The sequence below is a fragment of the Vibrio sp. TRT 17S01 genome, assembly GCF_050113695.1.
In the GTDB taxonomy this organism is placed as follows: Bacteria; Pseudomonadota; Gammaproteobacteria; order Enterobacterales; family Vibrionaceae; genus Vibrio.
Genome location: NZ_JBNJOG010000014.1, coordinates 35,184 through 52,272, shown reverse-complemented (window position 1 = coordinate 52,272; position 17,089 = coordinate 35,184). Strand labels below are relative to the sequence as shown.

The 17,089-nt window shown below is 46.1% G+C and carries 13 protein-coding genes and 5 tRNA genes; 15 read left to right on the top strand and 3 right to left on the bottom strand.

Going from position 1 to position 17,089, the window contains the following annotated elements:
* Nucleotides 1-9 precede the first annotated feature (9 nt).
* Both ACQEXS_RS18105 and ACQEXS_RS18100 read right to left on the bottom strand, forming a co-directional pair.
* Nucleotides 10-1,116 (bottom strand): efflux RND transporter periplasmic adaptor subunit, encoded by a 1,107-nt coding sequence (locus tag ACQEXS_RS18105; RefSeq protein WP_427011916.1) that lies wholly within the window; start codon nt 1,114-1,116, stop codon nt 10-12.
* Between the two features lie 20 nt (nt 1,117-1,136).
* Entirely contained in the window at nt 1,137-1,718 is a 582-nt protein-coding gene (locus ACQEXS_RS18100; RefSeq protein WP_367989224.1) for a TetR/AcrR family transcriptional regulator, read from the bottom strand.
* Nucleotides 1,719-1,887: 169 nt separating this feature from the next.
* On the opposite strand from ACQEXS_RS18100, the gene rep reads away from it, so the two are divergent.
* From rep to ACQEXS_RS18070, 6 genes are all read left to right on the top strand, one after another.
* A complete protein-coding gene (gene rep, locus ACQEXS_RS18095) occupies nt 1,888-3,903 on the top strand; it encodes a DNA helicase Rep (protein ID WP_367987624.1) in 2,016 nt (671 codons plus the stop codon).
* A gap of 268 nt (nt 3,904-4,171) precedes the next feature.
* The gene (locus ACQEXS_RS18090; RefSeq protein ID WP_427014754.1) at nt 4,172-4,615 is read left to right on the top strand and encodes a prepilin peptidase; all 444 of its coding nucleotides are present in this window, start codon (nt 4,172-4,174) and stop codon (nt 4,613-4,615) included.
* A 238-nt stretch (nt 4,616-4,853) separates the two neighbouring features.
* Nucleotides 4,854-5,381, top strand: coding sequence for a HugZ family protein (locus ACQEXS_RS18085; protein WP_427014753.1), 528 nt, complete (start codon nt 4,854-4,856; stop codon nt 5,379-5,381).
* Between the two features lie 120 nt (nt 5,382-5,501).
* Nucleotides 5,502-5,891: a YbaN family protein gene (locus ACQEXS_RS18080; protein ID WP_427014752.1), complete on the top strand. Its 390-nt coding sequence runs from the start codon at nt 5,502-5,504 to the stop codon at nt 5,889-5,891.
* Complete coding sequence (locus ACQEXS_RS18075) at nt 5,888-7,480, top strand: ABC transporter ATP-binding protein/permease (RefSeq protein WP_427014751.1); 1,593 nt, start codon at nt 5,888-5,890, stop codon at nt 7,478-7,480. Before ACQEXS_RS18080 ends, ACQEXS_RS18075 begins: the two co-directional genes overlap by 4 nt.
* A complete protein-coding gene (locus ACQEXS_RS18070) occupies nt 7,477-9,138 on the top strand; it encodes an amino acid ABC transporter ATP-binding/permease protein (RefSeq protein ID WP_427014750.1) in 1,662 nt (553 codons plus the stop codon). Before ACQEXS_RS18075 ends, ACQEXS_RS18070 begins: the two co-directional genes overlap by 4 nt.
* Nucleotides 9,139-9,188: 50 nt before the next feature.
* Here the strand turns inward: ACQEXS_RS18070 and ACQEXS_RS18065 are convergent, their stop codons facing one another.
* Nucleotides 9,189-9,602: a c-type cytochrome gene (locus tag ACQEXS_RS18065; RefSeq protein ID WP_427011948.1), complete on the bottom strand. Its 414-nt coding sequence runs from the start codon at nt 9,600-9,602 to the stop codon at nt 9,189-9,191.
* Between the two features lie 292 nt (nt 9,603-9,894).
* On the opposite strand from ACQEXS_RS18065, the gene ACQEXS_RS18060 reads away from it, so the two are divergent.
* The 9 genes from ACQEXS_RS18060 (at nt 9,895) to ACQEXS_RS18020 (ending at nt 16,944) form a co-directional block, all read left to right on the top strand.
* A tRNA-Arg gene (locus ACQEXS_RS18060) sits at nt 9,895-9,971 on the top strand.
* 38 nt (nt 9,972-10,009) lie between these two features.
* Nucleotides 10,010-10,085, top strand: a tRNA-His gene (locus ACQEXS_RS18055).
* 55 nt (nt 10,086-10,140) lie between these two features.
* Nucleotides 10,141-10,217, top strand: a tRNA-Pro gene (locus ACQEXS_RS18050).
* 66 nt (nt 10,218-10,283) lie between these two features.
* Nucleotides 10,284-10,359 (top strand) — tRNA-His (locus tag ACQEXS_RS18045).
* 55 nt (nt 10,360-10,414) lie between these two features.
* Nucleotides 10,415-10,491: transfer RNA gene (locus ACQEXS_RS18040), tRNA-Pro, on the top strand.
* Between the two features lie 983 nt (nt 10,492-11,474).
* A complete protein-coding gene (locus tag ACQEXS_RS18035; RefSeq protein WP_427014783.1) occupies nt 11,475-13,190 on the top strand; it encodes a dipeptide ABC transporter ATP-binding protein in 1,716 nt (571 codons plus the stop codon).
* Between the two features lie 93 nt (nt 13,191-13,283).
* On the top strand, nt 13,284-14,837 hold the full coding sequence (locus ACQEXS_RS18030) for an ABC transporter substrate-binding protein (protein ID WP_427014749.1): 1,554 nt from the start codon (nt 13,284-13,286) through the stop codon (nt 14,835-14,837).
* A 188-nt stretch (nt 14,838-15,025) separates the two neighbouring features.
* Nucleotides 15,026-16,003, top strand: a complete 978-nt coding sequence (locus ACQEXS_RS18025; RefSeq protein ID WP_367987616.1) for an ABC transporter permease — start codon at nt 15,026-15,028, stop codon at nt 16,001-16,003.
* Between the two features lie 2 nt (nt 16,004-16,005).
* Nucleotides 16,006-16,944 (top strand): ABC transporter permease, encoded by a 939-nt coding sequence (locus ACQEXS_RS18020; protein WP_427012097.1) that lies wholly within the window; start codon nt 16,006-16,008, stop codon nt 16,942-16,944.
* Nucleotides 16,945-17,089: the final 145 nt, after the last annotated feature.

Here is a 17,089-nt window from a genome sequence, read left to right as displayed (position 1 = left end):
TGCCTCCAATTACAGCATTGGTGTTTCAGCTGGTGGGGTAGTCGCATCACTTTCGACAATGCGAACCTTAGCGTGGTTACTCAAGCGAACCTGACCAGTGGTGACCACTTGATCGCCGACTTTCACACCATCAAGGATGTGTGCAATGTCTTTGGCACGCTCGCCAACTTTCACCACTTGCTGCTTAACGCGCTGCACGCCATCTTCTTCAGAGATGATGTATACATTGTCGCCGTATAGCGTAAAGGTGATTGCCGTTTGTGGCAGAGTGACTTGATTTTCCAGCTTAGGCAGAATGATGTTTGCACGCGCGAACATACCACTGCGCAGCTTGCCGTCACTATTTGGGATGTCTGCTTGAACTTGAATCAAACCACTTTGTACGTTAACCGCAGGTTCAATCGCGGCAATTGAGCCTTTGAACGGGCTTTGTGGGTAGGCATCAACAAAGATATCAACGGATTGGCCAAGGCTGATGCGTGAGATGTCGTTTTGAGGCACGGTGAAGCGTAGGCGCATAACACTGGTGTCTTCTAGGCGAACGATATCGCTACCTGCTTGTAGGTACTGACCTAGGTAAACATTACGAATACCAATGACACCAGAGAAAGGTGCTTTGATTTCACGGCGGTCAATAGATGCGTTCAAACTTTCAATGTCGGCTTTGAGGGAGAAGTAGTTCGCTTCTGCTTCATCATACGCTTCTTTTGAAATCGACCCTTTTTTGAACAGGCCTTTGTAGCGTTTGTATTTGGCTTCGGCTGCTGGCAACTTCGCTTTTGCACTCTTTAGGTTTGCTTTCTCTACTTGAGAGTCGAGCATCACTAGAGGTTGGCCTTCTTTCACTTGTGTACCTGACTCAAAAGCAATCTCGTCAATGACACCACTGGTTTCATTGGCAATTGTGACGCCTTGGTTAGGTTCGATAAAACCGATCGCTTCGATAACAGGCACCCAGTCTACGGGCTTAACTTCTGTGACCGTAACAGGGAACTCTGGCTCTGGACGATTAGCCATATACTCAGCAATTTTTTGCTGTTTGAAGAGATTGAAACCTATCACACTGCCAAACAGCAGCACGGCGATAAGTAACATAAAGAAAGTCCACTTTTTCATTCTGATCAGAACTCCAAGTATTAATGTTGAATAATTGCATCCCAACTGGCTTCAATTGCAGCGTCCAGCGCAGCATCATCCAGCTGATAAAATCCCAATGCATGTTTACGTGCTAAAGCGACACTTGCTTCAAAACTCAATCCAGATAGGACCTCATTCGCAAGTGGTTTGAACAAGCCTTGCTCTTTGCCTTGGTTAAAGAGCAGATCTACTTGGGCAAACATATCGCGTTCAAGTTCCTTTGCTTTACAACAGTCGGTATAAGGCAAAGACTCATATTGAACACGATTGCTGATGGTTGCGAGATTTGAGCTAGCGAGATTCCAAATATTAAGCCACATCGTGCGATAACGCTCTTTGAGGGGCATATCTTCGGTCACACCGCTTTGCACTGCTGTCGCAACACGACGTGCAACATGCAGACGTACTTCATCAAGGAGATGCTCTTTATCGGAAAAATAACGATAGATAGTGCCGGCAGCGACCCCCGCTTCAGCGGCTAACTTTTGCATAGAAAGGCCTTGAAAGCCTTGTTCTGCAATCAGTTTTTCCGCTGCTGAGAGGATTTGCTCGTGCTTATCCATCTGGCTGTTATTGGACATAATCGCGCCGCCAATGAATGAACGTTCATTCATTATAGCTCAAACTCTACCCATATATGCAACTGTCTTATACGCAAATTTGTGTAAATTCTTGTCAATGTGAACGTAGCATTCAGGCTGTTGCAGGATTATGATAGGCGCCATCTTATTTTCCAGTTCCGAGAGCGCAATGAAGCTGAACCCAAGACAAGATGATGCGGTGAAATATGTATCTGGTCCATGCCTAGTATTGGCTGGGGCCGGGTCAGGTAAAACCCGTGTTATTACCAATAAAATCGCTTATCTGGTTCAGCAGTGTAATTACAAGGCACGTAACATCGCGGCGGTGACCTTTACCAATAAAGCGGCTCGAGAAATGAAAGAGCGTGTTGGTCAGACGCTAGGTAAAAATGAATCCAAGGGCTTGATGGTTTCTACCTTTCATACCTTGGGCCTCAACATGATTAAGCGTGAGTATAAAGCGCTGGGTTTAAAGGCGGGTTTTTCGCTGTTTGACGATCAAGATCAGTTAGCGTTACTGAAAGAGCTGACTGAAAAACAGCTTGATGGTGACAAAGACTTATTACGCCAGTTGCTGAGTACCATTTCAAACTGGAAAAATGACATGCTGACGCCAGAGCAGGCAAAAGCCCATGCCCAGGGGGAACAGCAGCAGTTGTTTGCTTTCTGTTTTGAGATGTATCAAAAGCAGATGAAAGCGTATAACGCGCTCGATTTTGATGATTTGATCGCATTACCTGTGTTGCTATTGCGCAGCAATGAAGAGGTGCGTCAACGTTGGCAAAACCGCATTCGTTACTTGTTGGTCGATGAGTACCAAGACACCAACACCAGCCAGTATGAACTGGTGAAATTGATTGTGGGTGAGCGTGGTCGCCTGACGGTGGTTGGGGATGATGATCAGTCTATTTATTCATGGCGTGGGGCAAAACCACAAAACTTGGTGCTGTTGGGGGAAGATTACCCGAATCTACGCCTGATTAAGCTGGAGCAAAACTACCGTTCGACGAGTCGAATTCTGCGTGCTGCTAATATCTTGATCGCCAATAACCCACACGTGTATGAGAAATCCCTGTTCTCTGAGATCCCAGATGGTGAAAAACTCAAGGTCTTGATGGCGAAGAATGAAGATCATGAAGCTGAACGTGTGACTGGTGAATTGATCGCGCATAAATTCCTTAACCGTACCGACTATAAAGATTATGCGATTTTGTATCGTGGTAACCATCAATCGCGCTTGATTGAAAAGTCACTGATGCAAAACCGGGTGCCGTATAAATTATCGGGGGGCACTTCATTTTTCGCCCGTGCAGAAATCAAAGACATCATGGCGTACCTGCGCGTTTTAGTGAACCCAGATGATGACAATGCATTTTTGCGAATCGTGAACACGCCACGTCGTGAAATTGGTCCCGTGACATTAGAAAAGCTGGGCAGCTATGCCAATATGCGTGGTAAAAGCCTGTTTGAAGCCAGTTTTGAAATGGGTTTAGAGCAGCATCTTACCGGACGCGGCTTGGAAACCTTGCGTCGCTTTACGGCTTGGTTAGTTAAGATTGCAGATCAGGCTGAACGAGGAGATACGGTCGAAGCCGTACGTTCACTGGTTCGTGACATCCATTATGAAGATTGGCTTTATGAAACCTCTGCCAGTCCGAAAGCGGCTGAGATGCGAATGAAAAACGTATCGGATCTCTATTCTTGGATCGTGTCGGATTTAGAAGGCGACAACTACGATCAGGAAGAAAAAACGCTGAAGGAAGTGGTTCAACGGTTAACCTTACGTGACATGATGGAACGTGGTGAAGAAGATGACGATAGCGATGCGGTGCAGCTAATGACGTTACACGCATCAAAAGGTCTCGAATTTCCTTACGTTTATCTGATTGGCACTGAAGAGGGGATTTTGCCGCATCAAACCAGCATTGATGAAGATAATGTTGAGGAAGAGCGCCGCTTAATGTACGTAGGGATCACCCGAGCACAGCGTGAGCTGACCTTTGTGATGTGTAAAGAGCGCCGTCAATTTGGTGAATTGATTAAGCCCACCCAAAGCCGTTTCCTCGATGAGCTGCCATACGATGATGTCGAGTGGGAGCAGGTGAAAAAGCCTGTGACTCAAGAAGAGCGCATGGCAAAAGGGCAGGCACATATTGCCAACTTACGATCGATGTTTAAGAAGTAAAAAGAAACCGGCGTTAGCCGGTTTTTTATTGGCAGATAGTTATGTAAATGAGGTGATTGCCTTAGTGAAAGAGGGTCGCTAACACGATTGGTTAGTAGCTGCTGTTCTATAAATATCAGTAACAAAAGTACCGGCTAGTATTGATTTTATAAATAATATTAATAATAATTCTCATTACTATATAGTTATGAGTATTTATTAATGGTTGTCATCGCATGAATGACGTAGTTTGGGTCATCATCGCCGCAAAACATCCGGAGCAGAGCTCATGTTGACTGGATGGTTACTGTTGGCATTACAACTGATGACAATGGCTATTTTGGCTGCTATTGCACTAAGCGATCTTCGTCACCGCCACGTTTCCCATCGGCTGCTGTTTGCTCTGCTGATCCCAATCGTTATGACCACCCCATTTAATGTCGTCGGCGCACTCATTAGTGCTGTGATACTTGGTTTTGGTGTGGTGGCATTGCATTACCGTTGGTTAGGCGCAGCAGACAGCAAACTATTAGCGCTTTGCGCTTATGGTGCTGCGGAGCAATGGGGCGAACTCTTGCTCCAAACCGCATTATTCGGCGGTGTGCTAAGCGTGCTGTGCTTGGTGCACAACCACTTTGCTCACCGAGGCTGGATCGCACAGAAATCGGTTAAGACGGTGCCTTATGCGATTGCTATTTCTGGGGCGTCATTAACAACTCTTCACTATTTATAGTACTGACTCACTTAAAACATCCACCTCAAGAACTCACTCATGTGAGCGGGCTTTGTGTACCTGCTATGTTCAGGATTGATGGTGAGTCGCAAACGTATGCGTCGGTGCAAGACGCGCTCAATAGAGGATTCTCGCTGTATTGTGCTTAAGAGAGCAGTACAGCGCTTCAATGGTCTCACGACAAGTTATCACCAACTCACAAAAGGTTGGTGGAATATCACCATACAAGGAAATGGTTATGCCTTATCGCAAAGAGCAGCTAGAGCGTTTACCTGCTCGTATTCAGGCGTTCGTTACTCAATTTTCTACCGCTCAACTAGGAACGGTAGATGCATCTGGAACCCCCCTCGCTAGCTATGGCCCATTTATTCGACACGGAAATGACTTTGTAATGCTACTGAGTACGGTCTCAAAGCATGCACGTAACCTTCAGCAAATACCCAAGGCTTCATTGATGTTGGTTGAACCTGAAGAACAAGCCCGTCATCTGTTTGCGCGAGAACGCCTGATCATCGATTGCGATGTCATTGTGGTTGATAAACACTCTCAAAGTGCCATGCCGTTGAAACAGGAAATGCGTGACACCTTTGGTGACATCGTGGATCAGCTGTGTGGTATGAAAGATTTTACCTTTTATCGTTTTGTGCCGAAGTCAGGCAATTACGTTAAAGGCTTTGGCCAAGCCTTCCAGCTTGATGAACAGTTACAGCATGCGGTTCATCAAACTGAAGGCCATACCGAAGAAGAACAGGCCGAACCTGCTTAACCGATAGGTGTGAAGGAAACTTCACACCTTTTTTATAACAATAGCGCTAAGTGATCACCACTAAGGCGCAGTCTGAGCCAGCCTTCATGACGATACATAATGAACAGAATGAATTGGAACATGATTAAAAGATATGCCTTTTTAACTATCGGAGTCAGCGCGACCGGATTAGGTATGATCGGAGTATTCGTCCCGTTACTACCGACCGTCCCTTTTGCATTGCTGGCCCTGTATTGCTTTAGTGTCAGTTCACCACGTTTTCAGGCGTGGTTACTGAGGAGTCGCTTATTGGGGCCAACATTGCAGAATATTAAAGACAACCGTGGCCTGACTATTTCAGAAAAAATCCGAGTGCTCTTGATTGTGTGGGGCTCGATATTGGCGACGGTGATCTGGTTATTGGATGAACGCCCTTCCGCCCAAGTGACCTTGATTGTCATTGCGGTGATCGAAACGTATGTGATATGGCGTTACAAAACGCGCCCTGCCCAGAGTGAGGGCGCATCATGATTGGGCCAATTCCCCAAACCGCCAAGCGCTGGTTATTGGGTACGGTTGCCAGTGGTATCTTGGTTATTTTGGGTCTAGTGGGTCAATACTGGTTGGTAAGTCGTGTATTTGCTGATGACTTTCAAAGCATGGCGGGGTGGGTGATTCTGGCGGCAGTTGTGTTACTGGCAGGCCGTTTTTTGATCATCATTGGCCATCGCTATCTCGGTTCGCATACGGCATCTGAGGTGAAACGAAGCCTCCGAGCCGAGCTTTTGGATAAATTGGCTCAGCTTAAACCGAACCAAATGACCCCAGAGCTGCGAGGCAAACTCAGCTATCTGTTGGGTGAAGGTGTCGAAGTACTCGATTTATATTGGGGTTTGTTTGTACCACAGTTTTTTATCGGCCTACTTGGGCCGTTACTGGTGTGTGTGTTTATTGCATTTATCGACCCATTTTCTGGGTTAGTGTTATTGCTGATGATCCCACTTATTCCGGCGATACTGATGCTGGTATTTAAGCGCTTCGCTGCCGTTAGCGCCACCTATAAGCACAACTTGGCTTTATTGACGGAACTCTTTACTCAAAGCTTGCATGGCTTACCTGTGCTTAAGCTATATCAATATTCCAAACGCTGGGGCAGAGAAATTGAGTCACATGGGGAGCAATTACGCCGTTCGACCATGTCGCTTCTCAAAACCAACCAACTGGTGATTTTACTGGTGGATTTGTTGTTCTCGCTGGGCACAATCATTGCCGCTTCCTTGTTGGCGATCAGCCAGTATCAATCGGGTGTCATTGATGCTCCTTCTGCTGCATTTATTATTTTAGCCAGTGTTGAATTGATTCGTCCGCTGTCCTTAATGGGGGCGTTTTTCTTTGCCGGCGCGCTAGGTCGAGAAGTTCAGACTGATGTTCAAGCAGTACTCTCTATGGCAAATAATGAAGATTGCCGTTTGTTGCCTCATAGTCCTAATGTTGTGTTGGACATTCATGGGCTCAGCTTTGGCTACTCCAAGCAACCTAAATTATTTCATAAGCTTGAATTGACCGTTTATCAGGGTGAGCTGGTGGTATTAAGGGGGCCAAGTGGGTGCGGCAAGTCGACACTGTTCAAGTTGATCCGCGGCCAACTGCAACCGGACAGTGGCGTCATTACCCATCAATCAATGGGTTACCTGCAACAAATGCCGTACGTCTTTAATGGTAGCTTGGCGGATAACTGTCAGTTAGCGGCGACTGATGCTTCGCAGCAAGATATCCAAACCGCATTGAGGAAATGTGGATTGGAGGACTGGTTATCACAGCCGAATGCATTGCAAAGTCAGCCGGGTGAGGGCGGGCAACATATTTCGGGTGGGCAAGCTGCGCGGCTGGGGTTATGTCGTGCTTGGCTATCAAGGCATGCGCTGATGTTACTCGATGAGCCAACCCGCCAATTGGATGAACACACCGAACAGCAAGTCTTGGATACATTACACCAACTTAAGCAAACTACTGGCTTGCTGGTGATCAGTCATTCGCCTGCGGTGATCGAGCGCGCCGATCGCGTTATTGATGTGCGCGACTGGCAAAGCCAAACAAAACCAACGGAGGTCCGAGTATGATGATCCGCACGCTACTCAACCTTGCCCGGCCACACCTCTGGCCATTGATGATCTCATTACTATGCCGCGTCATGAACCAGCTTGGGACTATCGCTATTCTCGTGGTAGCAGGCCACTATGCTCAGGCGTTGTTTACAGGGGAGGCGAGCGCTATATGGGAACAGCTGCTTTGGCCACTTTTATGGATTGGTATTAGCAAAGCATTTTGCCGCTACGCAGAACAGTTGTCTGGACATAATGCGGCATTTCGAATTCAGGAGGATTTGCGTAACCGTATTTATTGGCAACTTGAGCAACAAGCTCCCGACAACATTCATGCGTTGTCGACAGGAGAGCTCACTGCGCGCGTGGTGTCAGATATCGAGCGAATCGAAGTATTTTATGCGCACACCATCGTGCCTGTTTTGTCTGCAGTGTTGGTGTCATCGATGGTCACACTCTATGGTTATCAGCTTGGGGGTACGATGGCTGCTGTAAGCCTATTGAGTCTGCTTGCTTTAGTTGGAGCGGCGATCCCGATATACCACCTGCACCGCCATGGAGAGCTGGGGCAAAATATCCGTCAGCAATTCGGTCAGTTAAATGTCACGTTAACGGACGTCGTGACTGGCATTAATGAAATACAGAACTGGCAAGCAATGCCATTCTTTAAACAGCAGGTCGTCAAACAAGGTGTTGCGTTACAACAGTCGCACAGTGCGCTAGCACGTCGCAATGGCATCAAAGATGCGATGACGGACGGTATTATCGGTTTAGGTTTTGTTGGTTTATTGGTGGTTGCTTGGTGGCAAGAAGGTTCAACAACGCTCACTGCTTTACCGGTTCTCTGTTTGTATGCCGGGGCGTTTGGCCCAGTATTGGCATTAACTCGTACCTTTGAAGACTTACCACAAACATTTCCGGCGTGCCGTCGTGTGTTAGCGATGTTGCAACCAACGGCCTATGGTGATGTAAATCCGTTAAAAAATGACTCTATACCAGCTGATAACAGCCCATTAATTGCAGTGTCATCTCTTTCTCATCGCTATCCGAATAGCAGTCATTGGTTATTTAAGGATCTGTCACTGACGTTGTCATCATCCCGCCATATGGTGATCCAGGGAGAAAGTGGCAGTGGAAAAACCTCATTGCTGCGTTATTTAGCTGGGGTATACGTCTGCCAAGACTCACCGGTAACGCTAAAAGGTCATCCTATGACTGAACTAAGCCGAGTAGAGCTTTGGCAGCAAATCAGTTATGTCCCTCAACAGACGATCATTTTCCCAGCTAGTCTGCGACATAACTTGTCATTGGGGCAACGCTACAGCGATGCCATGTTGTTGGAAGTGTTACAGCTTGTCTGCCTTGAGCCGATGTTTCATTTACTGGCAAACGGATTGGATACCGAACTAGGGCTCAATGGAGCGAGAGTAAGTGGTGGAGAAGCACAGCGAATTGCCTTGGCAAGAGCGATCTTGCGTGATACCCCCATTTATTTGTTGGATGAAGCATTCAGTGCACTAGATAAAACGACAGAGGCCACCATTCGTCAGCATTTGACTCATCGTTGGAAAGATAAGTTGGTGGTTGAAGTGGCGCATCAGCCGAAAGGATTAAGTGAGTATTGTGAACTTTGGAAGATGCAAGATGGGCATTTAATGAAGCAATCGTCTCTATAACTAAAGAGGGCTTGGTGTTGACCAAGCCCTCTTTATATAAGCAGAGATAATTACAGATCTTTAATCATGTGCTCGATAGCGGCGATGATTTCATCGTCTGAACAATCCATACATGAGCCTTTGGCTGGCATGGCATTGAAACCATTGATCGCGTGATCGGCGAGTACATCTTTACCTTTTGCGATACGTGGTGCCCAATCTGTTGCATCACCCGTTTTCGGTGCGCCACTGACGCCAGAAGCATGACAAGCGACACAGAAAGTGCCATAAACTGATGCACCATCACGAGGACCAGTAGGCTCAGCGACAACAGGCTCTGAACCGGCTAGGTAAACATCACCGACAGGCTTTATGCGTTCAGCAATAGCATCATATTCTTCTTGGCTCACACTCGCTGCAAAAGAGGCGCTAGAAAAGGTTAGTGCAGCGACAAAAGCGGTTACGATTTTTCGAGACATATCCATTAAACTCACTTTACATTCCTGACGGTAAGTCGATGCTTACCTAATTATTAGAGGTGTTAAATCGATTTATAGCGCAAAAAGCTGTTAAATCAATGTAAATATTGGGTGATTATATCCTGATAACTTGTTGCAATAAACAACAAGTTAAGACCATCGAGGGGGTTATCACTCATGAAATAGGTCTTTGTCACACTTTAATTGCCCAAAAAGGCGTCAAACGATAAAAAAAGTTGAAAAAGTACTAGACGCCATAGTGTGATATACGTATTATTCCACTCCGCCGATAGGGCATGCGCCCGTAGCTCAGCTGGATAGAGCGTTGGCCTCCGGAGCCAAAGGTCGAAGGTTCGAATCCTTTCGGGCGCGCCATTTTCGCCTCGGAGGATAATATCGGTAAAACTACAGTGGTGGCTATAGCTCAGTTGGTAGAGCCCCGGATTGTGATTCCGGTTGTCGCGAGTTCAAGTCTCGTTAGCCACCCCATTTATTCAGGTAGCTTTGCTTCCTTTCTTGATGAAAATCGAGATAAAACATAAGTCGGTGAATAGCGCAGCTTGGTAGCGCATCTGGTTTGGGACCAGAGGGTCGGGGGTTCGAATCCCTCTTCACCGACCACTTTTTATTTGTTCTGGCGATTAGCGAGAGCAAAACGGCAATAGCCGGTTGATACAAAATTTGATGGTGGCTATAGCTCAGTTGGTAGAGCCCCGGATTGTGATTCCGGTTGTCGCGAGTTCAAGTCTCGTTAGCCACCCCATTTATTCAGGTAGCTTTGCTTCCTTTCTTGATGAAAATCGAGATAAAACATAAGTCGGTGAATAGCGCAGCTTGGTAGCGCATCTGGTTTGGGACCAGAGGGTCGGGGGTTCGAATCCCTCTTCACCGACCACTATTGAAGCCCTAGTCGTAAGACTAGGGCTTTTTTACTTTCTAGCGTTTGATTTTTGATTCGAACCAAGATGGGGTTCGCCTGATGTTCAGAATATGGCTCTTCACCGACAACTACTGAGGCTTTAGTCGAGAGACTAGGGCTTTTTTATTTTCTAGTGTTTGATCTTTGATTCGAACCCAAGATGGGGTTCGCCCTGATGTTCAGAATATGGCTCTTCACCGACAACTACTGAGGCTTTAGTCGAAAGACTAGGGCTTTTTACTTTCTAGCGTTTGATTTTTGATTCGAACCAAGATGGGGTTCGCCTGACGTTCAGAATATGGCTCTTCACCGACAACTACTGAGGCTTTAGTCGAGAGACTAGGGCTTTTTTACTTTCTAACGTTTGATTTTTGATTCGAACCAGCCCTTCACTACCATTCATTCTGACAAATATTTCAGACTCGTTTAGATCACGATTTGTGCAATCGAATCTGGCACTTTTCCTCGTTCCTCCTATTTTTCCTAAACAGAGATATAGGTTAAATCCACCTATAATTTCAGAGTATGGTTATGGTTTTATATTCTATGTATTTACTTGAATGCTAGTTTGTACTTCTGTTTATTTGTATTTTTTTGGGTTTTGTTTCTGTTTTGTTAAAAATGGATGGTATGAATACTTTATCTTTTTCGTTTTAGACTAAAAAACCTGTTTTATTAGAAAAATGAGCCAAAATAGCTATTTAAATGACTTTTACTTAGCTGGTTAGTGGAATTTCTTAAAGTTATAACTCAACAGTTAATGCAGTTTAAGTGCATAAATATTTTAGTTTTTTGCTCTAAAAGTGTTCAATTTCGACTTTTTATACTATACATGTTGCTTTTCTGTGAAATATTTGCCAGATTGATAAGCTTATAAATTACCAGAACAATATTCTGGTGGAATGGATTCAAATGTTCAGACAGGGCAGAAAGCTGCCGAAGCAGTAGAGGTCTGGTTAATGTCACTCTTAGAAGTAAAAAATCTTCGTATTGAATATCCGTCGCGCCACGGGGTACATGCTGCGGTTAAATCACTCTCTTTTAATATTGAACGAGGAGAGATTGTCGGTGTGGTTGGTGAGTCTGGTGCAGGTAAGTCAACGGTCGGCAATGCCGTCATTGATCTGCTTAGCCCTCCGGGACGTATCGCTACGGGTGATGTGTATCTCGATGGAGAGCTGATTTCAGGTCTTTCTCCAGAGCAGATGCGCAGTGTTCGCGGCTCAAAAATCGGTTTTATTTTCCAAGATCCGATGACGTCGCTTAACCCGCTTTTCACCGTTGAACAGCAATTAAAAGAAACCATTCATGCCAATATGAAGGTTTCCGACGAAGAAGCGTATCAACGTGCATTGTCTCTAATGCAGCAAGTTGGGATTCCCCAACCAGAAAACCGACTAAAACAGTATCCGCACCAATTTTCTGGTGGTATGCGCCAACGTGTAGTGATTGCGATTGCCTTAGCTGGTGAGCCTGATCTGATCATTGCGGATGAACCTACCACCGCACTGGATGTGTCTATCCAAGACCAAATCCTCAACCTGATCCGTGAACTGTGCATTAAAAACAACGTCGGTTGTATGTTAGTGACTCACGATATGGGTGTTGTATCCAATGTGACTGACCGTGTCGCAGTGATGTATCGAGGAGATTTGGTTGAATTTGGCCCAACAGCAAAAGTGCTGGGAGACCCAGATCATTCGTACACACGTAGTTTGATTTCCGCGGTGCCTCGTTCTGATATTAAACTCGATCGCTTCCCATTAGTTAGTTATATCGAAGAAGCGCACGAGATGGAGCCGCTGGATGTGAAAAATCACTGGTTAGGTCAAAGCCAAGATCACCGTGATTACTCAGGGCCACTATTGAACGTTGAAAACGTTAACCTGCGTTTTGTTACCAAAGATTCGCTATTTGAAAGCCGCCGTGAGTATGTTCAGGCGTCCAATAATGTCAGCTTTGAAGTGTTTGAAGGCGAGACATTTGGGTTGGTGGGTGAATCGGGATCGGGTAAATCGACCATTGCCCGAGTGATTGCAGGCTTGTATCAACCAAACTCCGGTAAAGTGACCTTTGAAGGCATCGATCTGACGTCATTGAAATCGGAAAGTGAACGACGTCCGCTGCGTCGCCAGATGCAGATGGTATTCCAAAACCCATACACCTCAATGAACCCGCGCATGAAAATCTTTGACATCATCGCGGAACCTATCCGTTTCCATAAACTGACGAACAGTGAAGCGGAGACCAGACAGATCGTTAACGATCTGTTGGATCATGTAGGTTTGGGCAAAATGGCAGGAGTTAAATACCCACATGAATTTTCTGGCGGTCAGCGTCAGCGCATCTCGATTGCACGTGCGCTGGCAACCCGTCCACGTCTTTTGATTTGTGATGAACCAACATCTGCATTGGATGTTTCGGTACAGGCGCAAATTCTCAACCTGCTAAAAGATTTACAAGATGAGCTCAATCTAACCATGCTGTTTATCAGTCACGATTTACCTGTGATCCGCCAGATGTGCGATCGAGTGGGTGTGATGCAAATGGGGATGTTATTGGAAGTCGCCCCAACCGAGCAGCTCTTTAGATCCCCTCAACACGAATACAGTAAACAACTGATTTCACTGATGCCCGAATTTACTGGGCTCAGAGAAGACATAAAAACGGCGTAAGTCGTAGGTAATTGTCGGGCGTTTTGCCCAGACGAATAAACAGAAGCAAATACAACAACTAGGGATTTGGATTCCCGCATAAGGAGTTATGCAATGAAAACCATGAAAAGCAAACTAGCAGTGGCTTTGATGGCTGCAGGCCTCAGTTTTGGTGCAGCAGCAGCAGACATTACTGTCGCATATGATGCTGATCCGGTGTCACTTGACCCGCATGAGCAACTGTCTGGCGGTACACTGCAAATGTCTCACATGGTCTTTGATCCGCTTATCCGCTTTAACCAGAAGATGGAATTTGAACCTCGCTTAGCTGAATCTTGGGAGCGTATTGACGGTGAAACAATGCACTTTAATATCCGCCAAGGTGTTAAGTTCCACTCAGGCAACATGTTGACGGCTGATGATGTTGTTTGGACATTTGACCGTCTGAAAAACTCACCTGACTTTAAAGGTATCTTCGGCCCAATCACGTCAATCACAAAAGCAGGTGATTACAAAGTTGAAGTGAAAACAGATGGCGTTTACCCGCTAGTTGAAAACGTGATGACCTACTTGTTCCCGATGGATAGCAAGTTTTACTCAGGTAAAACAGAAGATGGTAAAGACAAAGCTGAGCTAGTGAAGCACGGCAACTCTTACGCATCGACCAATGTATCGGGTACTGGGCCATTTATCATCACGCAGCGTGAACAGGGCGTAAAAGTAACGTTTGAACGTTTTGATGGCTACTGGGACAGCAGCTCTGAAGGTAACGTTGATAAGCTAACGCTCGTGCCAATCAAAGAAGATGCAACCCGTGTTGCAGCGCTTCTTTCTGGTGATGTAGATATGATTGCACCTGTAGCGCCAAATGATTACCAGCGTATTAAGAAAGCTAAAGATGTTGATCTGTACACCATGCCGGGTACACGTGTGATCACCTTCCAAATGAACCAAAACAGCAATCCAGCACTGAAAGATGCGCGCGTGCGTCAGGCTATTGTGTATGCCATCAACAACGAAGGCATCACCAAAAAAGTCATGAAAGGCGCAGCGACAGCAGCAGGTCAGCAGAGCCCGGTTGGCTTCGTTGGTCATAATGCTGATCTGAAACCTCGCTACGATCTGAAGAAAGCGAAGCAGCTGATGAAAGAAGCGGGTTACGAGAAAGGCTTCACGCTAACTATGATGGCGCCAAACAACCGTTACGTGAACGACGATAAGATCGCTCAAGCATCGGCGGCAATGCTGTCTAAGATTGGTATTAAGGTTGATCTGAAGACTATGCCAAAAGCGCAGTACTGGCCTGAATTTGATAAGTGTGCGGCAGACATGCTTATGATCGGCTGGCACCCAGATACGGAAGATTCAGGTAACTTCACTGAGTTCCTTGCGATGACGCGTAATGCTGATACGGGTAAAGGTCAGTACAACTGTGGCCACTACTCAAATGCTGAAGTCGATAAGCTGATCGAAGAAACCAATAAGATGACGGATCTTGGCAAGCGTAGTGCGGCGCTGAAGAAAGTTGAAGAAATCTTATACAACGAAGCAGCGTTTGTTCCTCTGCATTGGCAAGACCCTTCATGGGCAGCGAAAGGTAACGTTGAGATTGGTCCAATCATCAACGGTATGAACTTCCCATACTTCGGTGATCTTGTCGTTAAGTAAGTCATCACGCATAGCACCCGAGGTGACTCGGGTGCCATAACTTTTTGGTGCTTAGCTCTGTTTCAGTCGGGTTAGGTGCCATTTTTAAGGCTGAAAGCATACTCATCATTGCTAAATCTATGGAGTAATGATGAGTGTGAACACGGTAGTTCAAGACTGAAATCTACGGAAAGTTAAAGGGGCAGGGAATGTTTTCGTTTCTGGTCAAGCGCCTGTTTCAGGCACTGATAGTGATGTTTGTGATCAGTTTAGTGGCGTTTGCCATTCAGGATAACCTCGGCGATCCATTGCGTGAGCTAGTAGGTCAGTCGGTTTCTGAAGCAGAGCGCCAAGCTTTGCGTGACGACCTAGGTCTGAATGATCCCTTCATTACTAAATACACACGCTTTGTTGGCAATGCGCTACAAGGTGATTTAGGTACGTCTTATTTCTTCAAGCGCCCGGCGGTTGAAGTGATTCTGGATAAATTGGTGGCAACACTAGAGTTAGTGTTCGGTGCCACATTAATCATTATATTCTGTTCTATTCCTCTGGGGGTTTACTCAGCGATCCACCCTAAAAGTCTGTTTACCAAAATTGTAATGGCAGGCAGTAGTATCGGGATTTCGATCCCCGTATTCCTTACCGCCATCATGTTGATGTACGTCTTCTCGATTGAACTGGGTTGGTTACCGTCTTATGGGCGAGGAGAAACGGCGAATGTGTTGGGCTGGGAGTCCGGTTATTTCACCTTAGATGGCTTGGCTCACTTGGTGCTGCCTTGTATTGCACTGGCGTCCATCATGCTGCCACTGTTTATCCGTTTGGTCCGTTCTGAAATGTTGGAAGTCTTGAGTTCTGAGTACATCAAGTTCGGTAAAGCGAAAGGCTTGGCACTGAACAAGATTTATTACCAGCATGCGCTGAAAAATACCATGTTACCGGTACTAACGGTCGGTGGGGTGCAGATTGGTACCATGGTGGCTTATACCATACTGACTGAAACGGTTTTCCAATGGCCAGGAACTGGCTTCCTTTTCCTTGAGGCAATCAACCGAGTGGATACACCACTGATCACTGCTTACGTTATTTTCGTTGGTCTAATATTCGTGGTCACTAACACCATTGTTGACTTGCTATACGGCATCATCAACCCAACGGTGAATTTAACAGGTAAAGGAGCATAATCATGAGTCAAACAGCACTAGCTCCTTCGCGTTGGGAGCGATTTAAACAATCTGATTTCTTGTACTACTTTAAGCGCGATAAAGTCGCGATGACCAGTTTTACCGTCTTTATGCTGTTCTTAGTGATGGCATTGGCAGCGCCGATCATTTCGCCAACAGACCCATACGATTTATCCTCGATCGATATTATGGACTCAGAGCTACCACCAGCATGGATGGAAGACGGTGATGAGCGATTCCTGTTGGGCACTGATGAGCAAGGACGAGACATCCTTTCGACCATTCTTTATGGGTCTCGTTTGTCACTGACCATTGGTTTCTTAGCGGTTGGCCTACAATTGGTACTTGGTATCGTGATTGGTTTGTCGGCGGGTTACTTTGGCGGCCGTATTGATAGCTTTTTAATGCGTTTTGCCGACGTGCAGCTCTCGTTTTCAACCATGATGGTCGCGATCATTGTCTCGGCCATTTTCAAAGCCAGTTTTGGCAGTGAGTTTTACAGTCAATATGCGGTCGTCATGCTGGTGGTGATCATTGGCGTGGCCGAATGGCCGCAGTATGCACGTACCATTCGTGCATCGGTATTGGCTGAGAAGAAGAAAGAGTATGTGGAAGCAGCACGGGTGATGGGCTTTAAGTCGCCTCGTATTATGTTCCGCCATATTTTGCCAAACTGTTTGTCTCCTATTTTGGTTATTTCGACCGTACAGGTGGCCAACGCCATTATGTCTGAAGCGGCGTTGTCGTTTTTAGGTTTAGGCCTACCAGTAGACCAACCCTCTTTAGGGGCACTGATCAGCATTGGCTTTAACTACATTTTCTCTGGGGCGTGGTGGATCACGGCTTTCCCAGGGTTAGTGCTAGTGACCTTAGTCTTGGTGATTAATCTGCTGGGTGACTGGTTACGAGATGTATTCAACCCTAAGATTTATAAAGGGTAATTTCCCATTTTAAGCAAGAGCCGCGATTATTCGCGGCTTTTTTGTTTCTCTCATTATTCCAAAACGGTAATCAATGTTTGCTCGATCGGGTTGGACGGTTTAGCAGGGTTACTTGTCTGATGATCAGGCCAAACATCGAGCCGCT

Bases quoted from the DNA above. Each gene is read 5' to 3' on its own strand.
- ACQEXS_RS18105 (WP_427011916.1), bottom strand. From the start codon at position 1,116: ATGAAAAAGTGGACTTTCTTTATGTTACTTATCGCCGTGCTGCTGTTT.
- ACQEXS_RS18100 (WP_367989224.1), bottom strand. From the start codon at position 1,718: ATGTCCAATAACAGCCAGATGGATAAGCACGAGCAAATCCTCTCAGCA.
- rep (WP_367987624.1), top strand. From the start codon at position 1,888: ATGAAGCTGAACCCAAGACAAGATGATGCGGTGAAATATGTATCTGGT.
- ACQEXS_RS18090 (WP_427014754.1), top strand. From the start codon at position 4,172: ATGTTGACTGGATGGTTACTGTTGGCATTACAACTGATGACAATGGCT.
- ACQEXS_RS18085 (WP_427014753.1), top strand. From the start codon at position 4,854: ATGCCTTATCGCAAAGAGCAGCTAGAGCGTTTACCTGCTCGTATTCAG.
- ACQEXS_RS18080 (WP_427014752.1), top strand. From the start codon at position 5,502: ATGATTAAAAGATATGCCTTTTTAACTATCGGAGTCAGCGCGACCGGA.
- ACQEXS_RS18075 (WP_427014751.1), top strand. From the start codon at position 5,888: ATGATTGGGCCAATTCCCCAAACCGCCAAGCGCTGGTTATTGGGTACG.
- ACQEXS_RS18070 (WP_427014750.1), top strand. From the start codon at position 7,477: ATGATGATCCGCACGCTACTCAACCTTGCCCGGCCACACCTCTGGCCA.
- ACQEXS_RS18065 (WP_427011948.1), bottom strand. From the start codon at position 9,602: ATGGATATGTCTCGAAAAATCGTAACCGCTTTTGTCGCTGCACTAACC.
- ACQEXS_RS18035 (WP_427014783.1), top strand. From the start codon at position 11,475: ATGTCACTCTTAGAAGTAAAAAATCTTCGTATTGAATATCCGTCGCGC.
- ACQEXS_RS18030 (WP_427014749.1), top strand. From the start codon at position 13,284: ATGAAAACCATGAAAAGCAAACTAGCAGTGGCTTTGATGGCTGCAGGC.
- ACQEXS_RS18025 (WP_367987616.1), top strand. From the start codon at position 15,026: ATGTTTTCGTTTCTGGTCAAGCGCCTGTTTCAGGCACTGATAGTGATG.
- ACQEXS_RS18020 (WP_427012097.1), top strand. From the start codon at position 16,006: ATGAGTCAAACAGCACTAGCTCCTTCGCGTTGGGAGCGATTTAAACAA.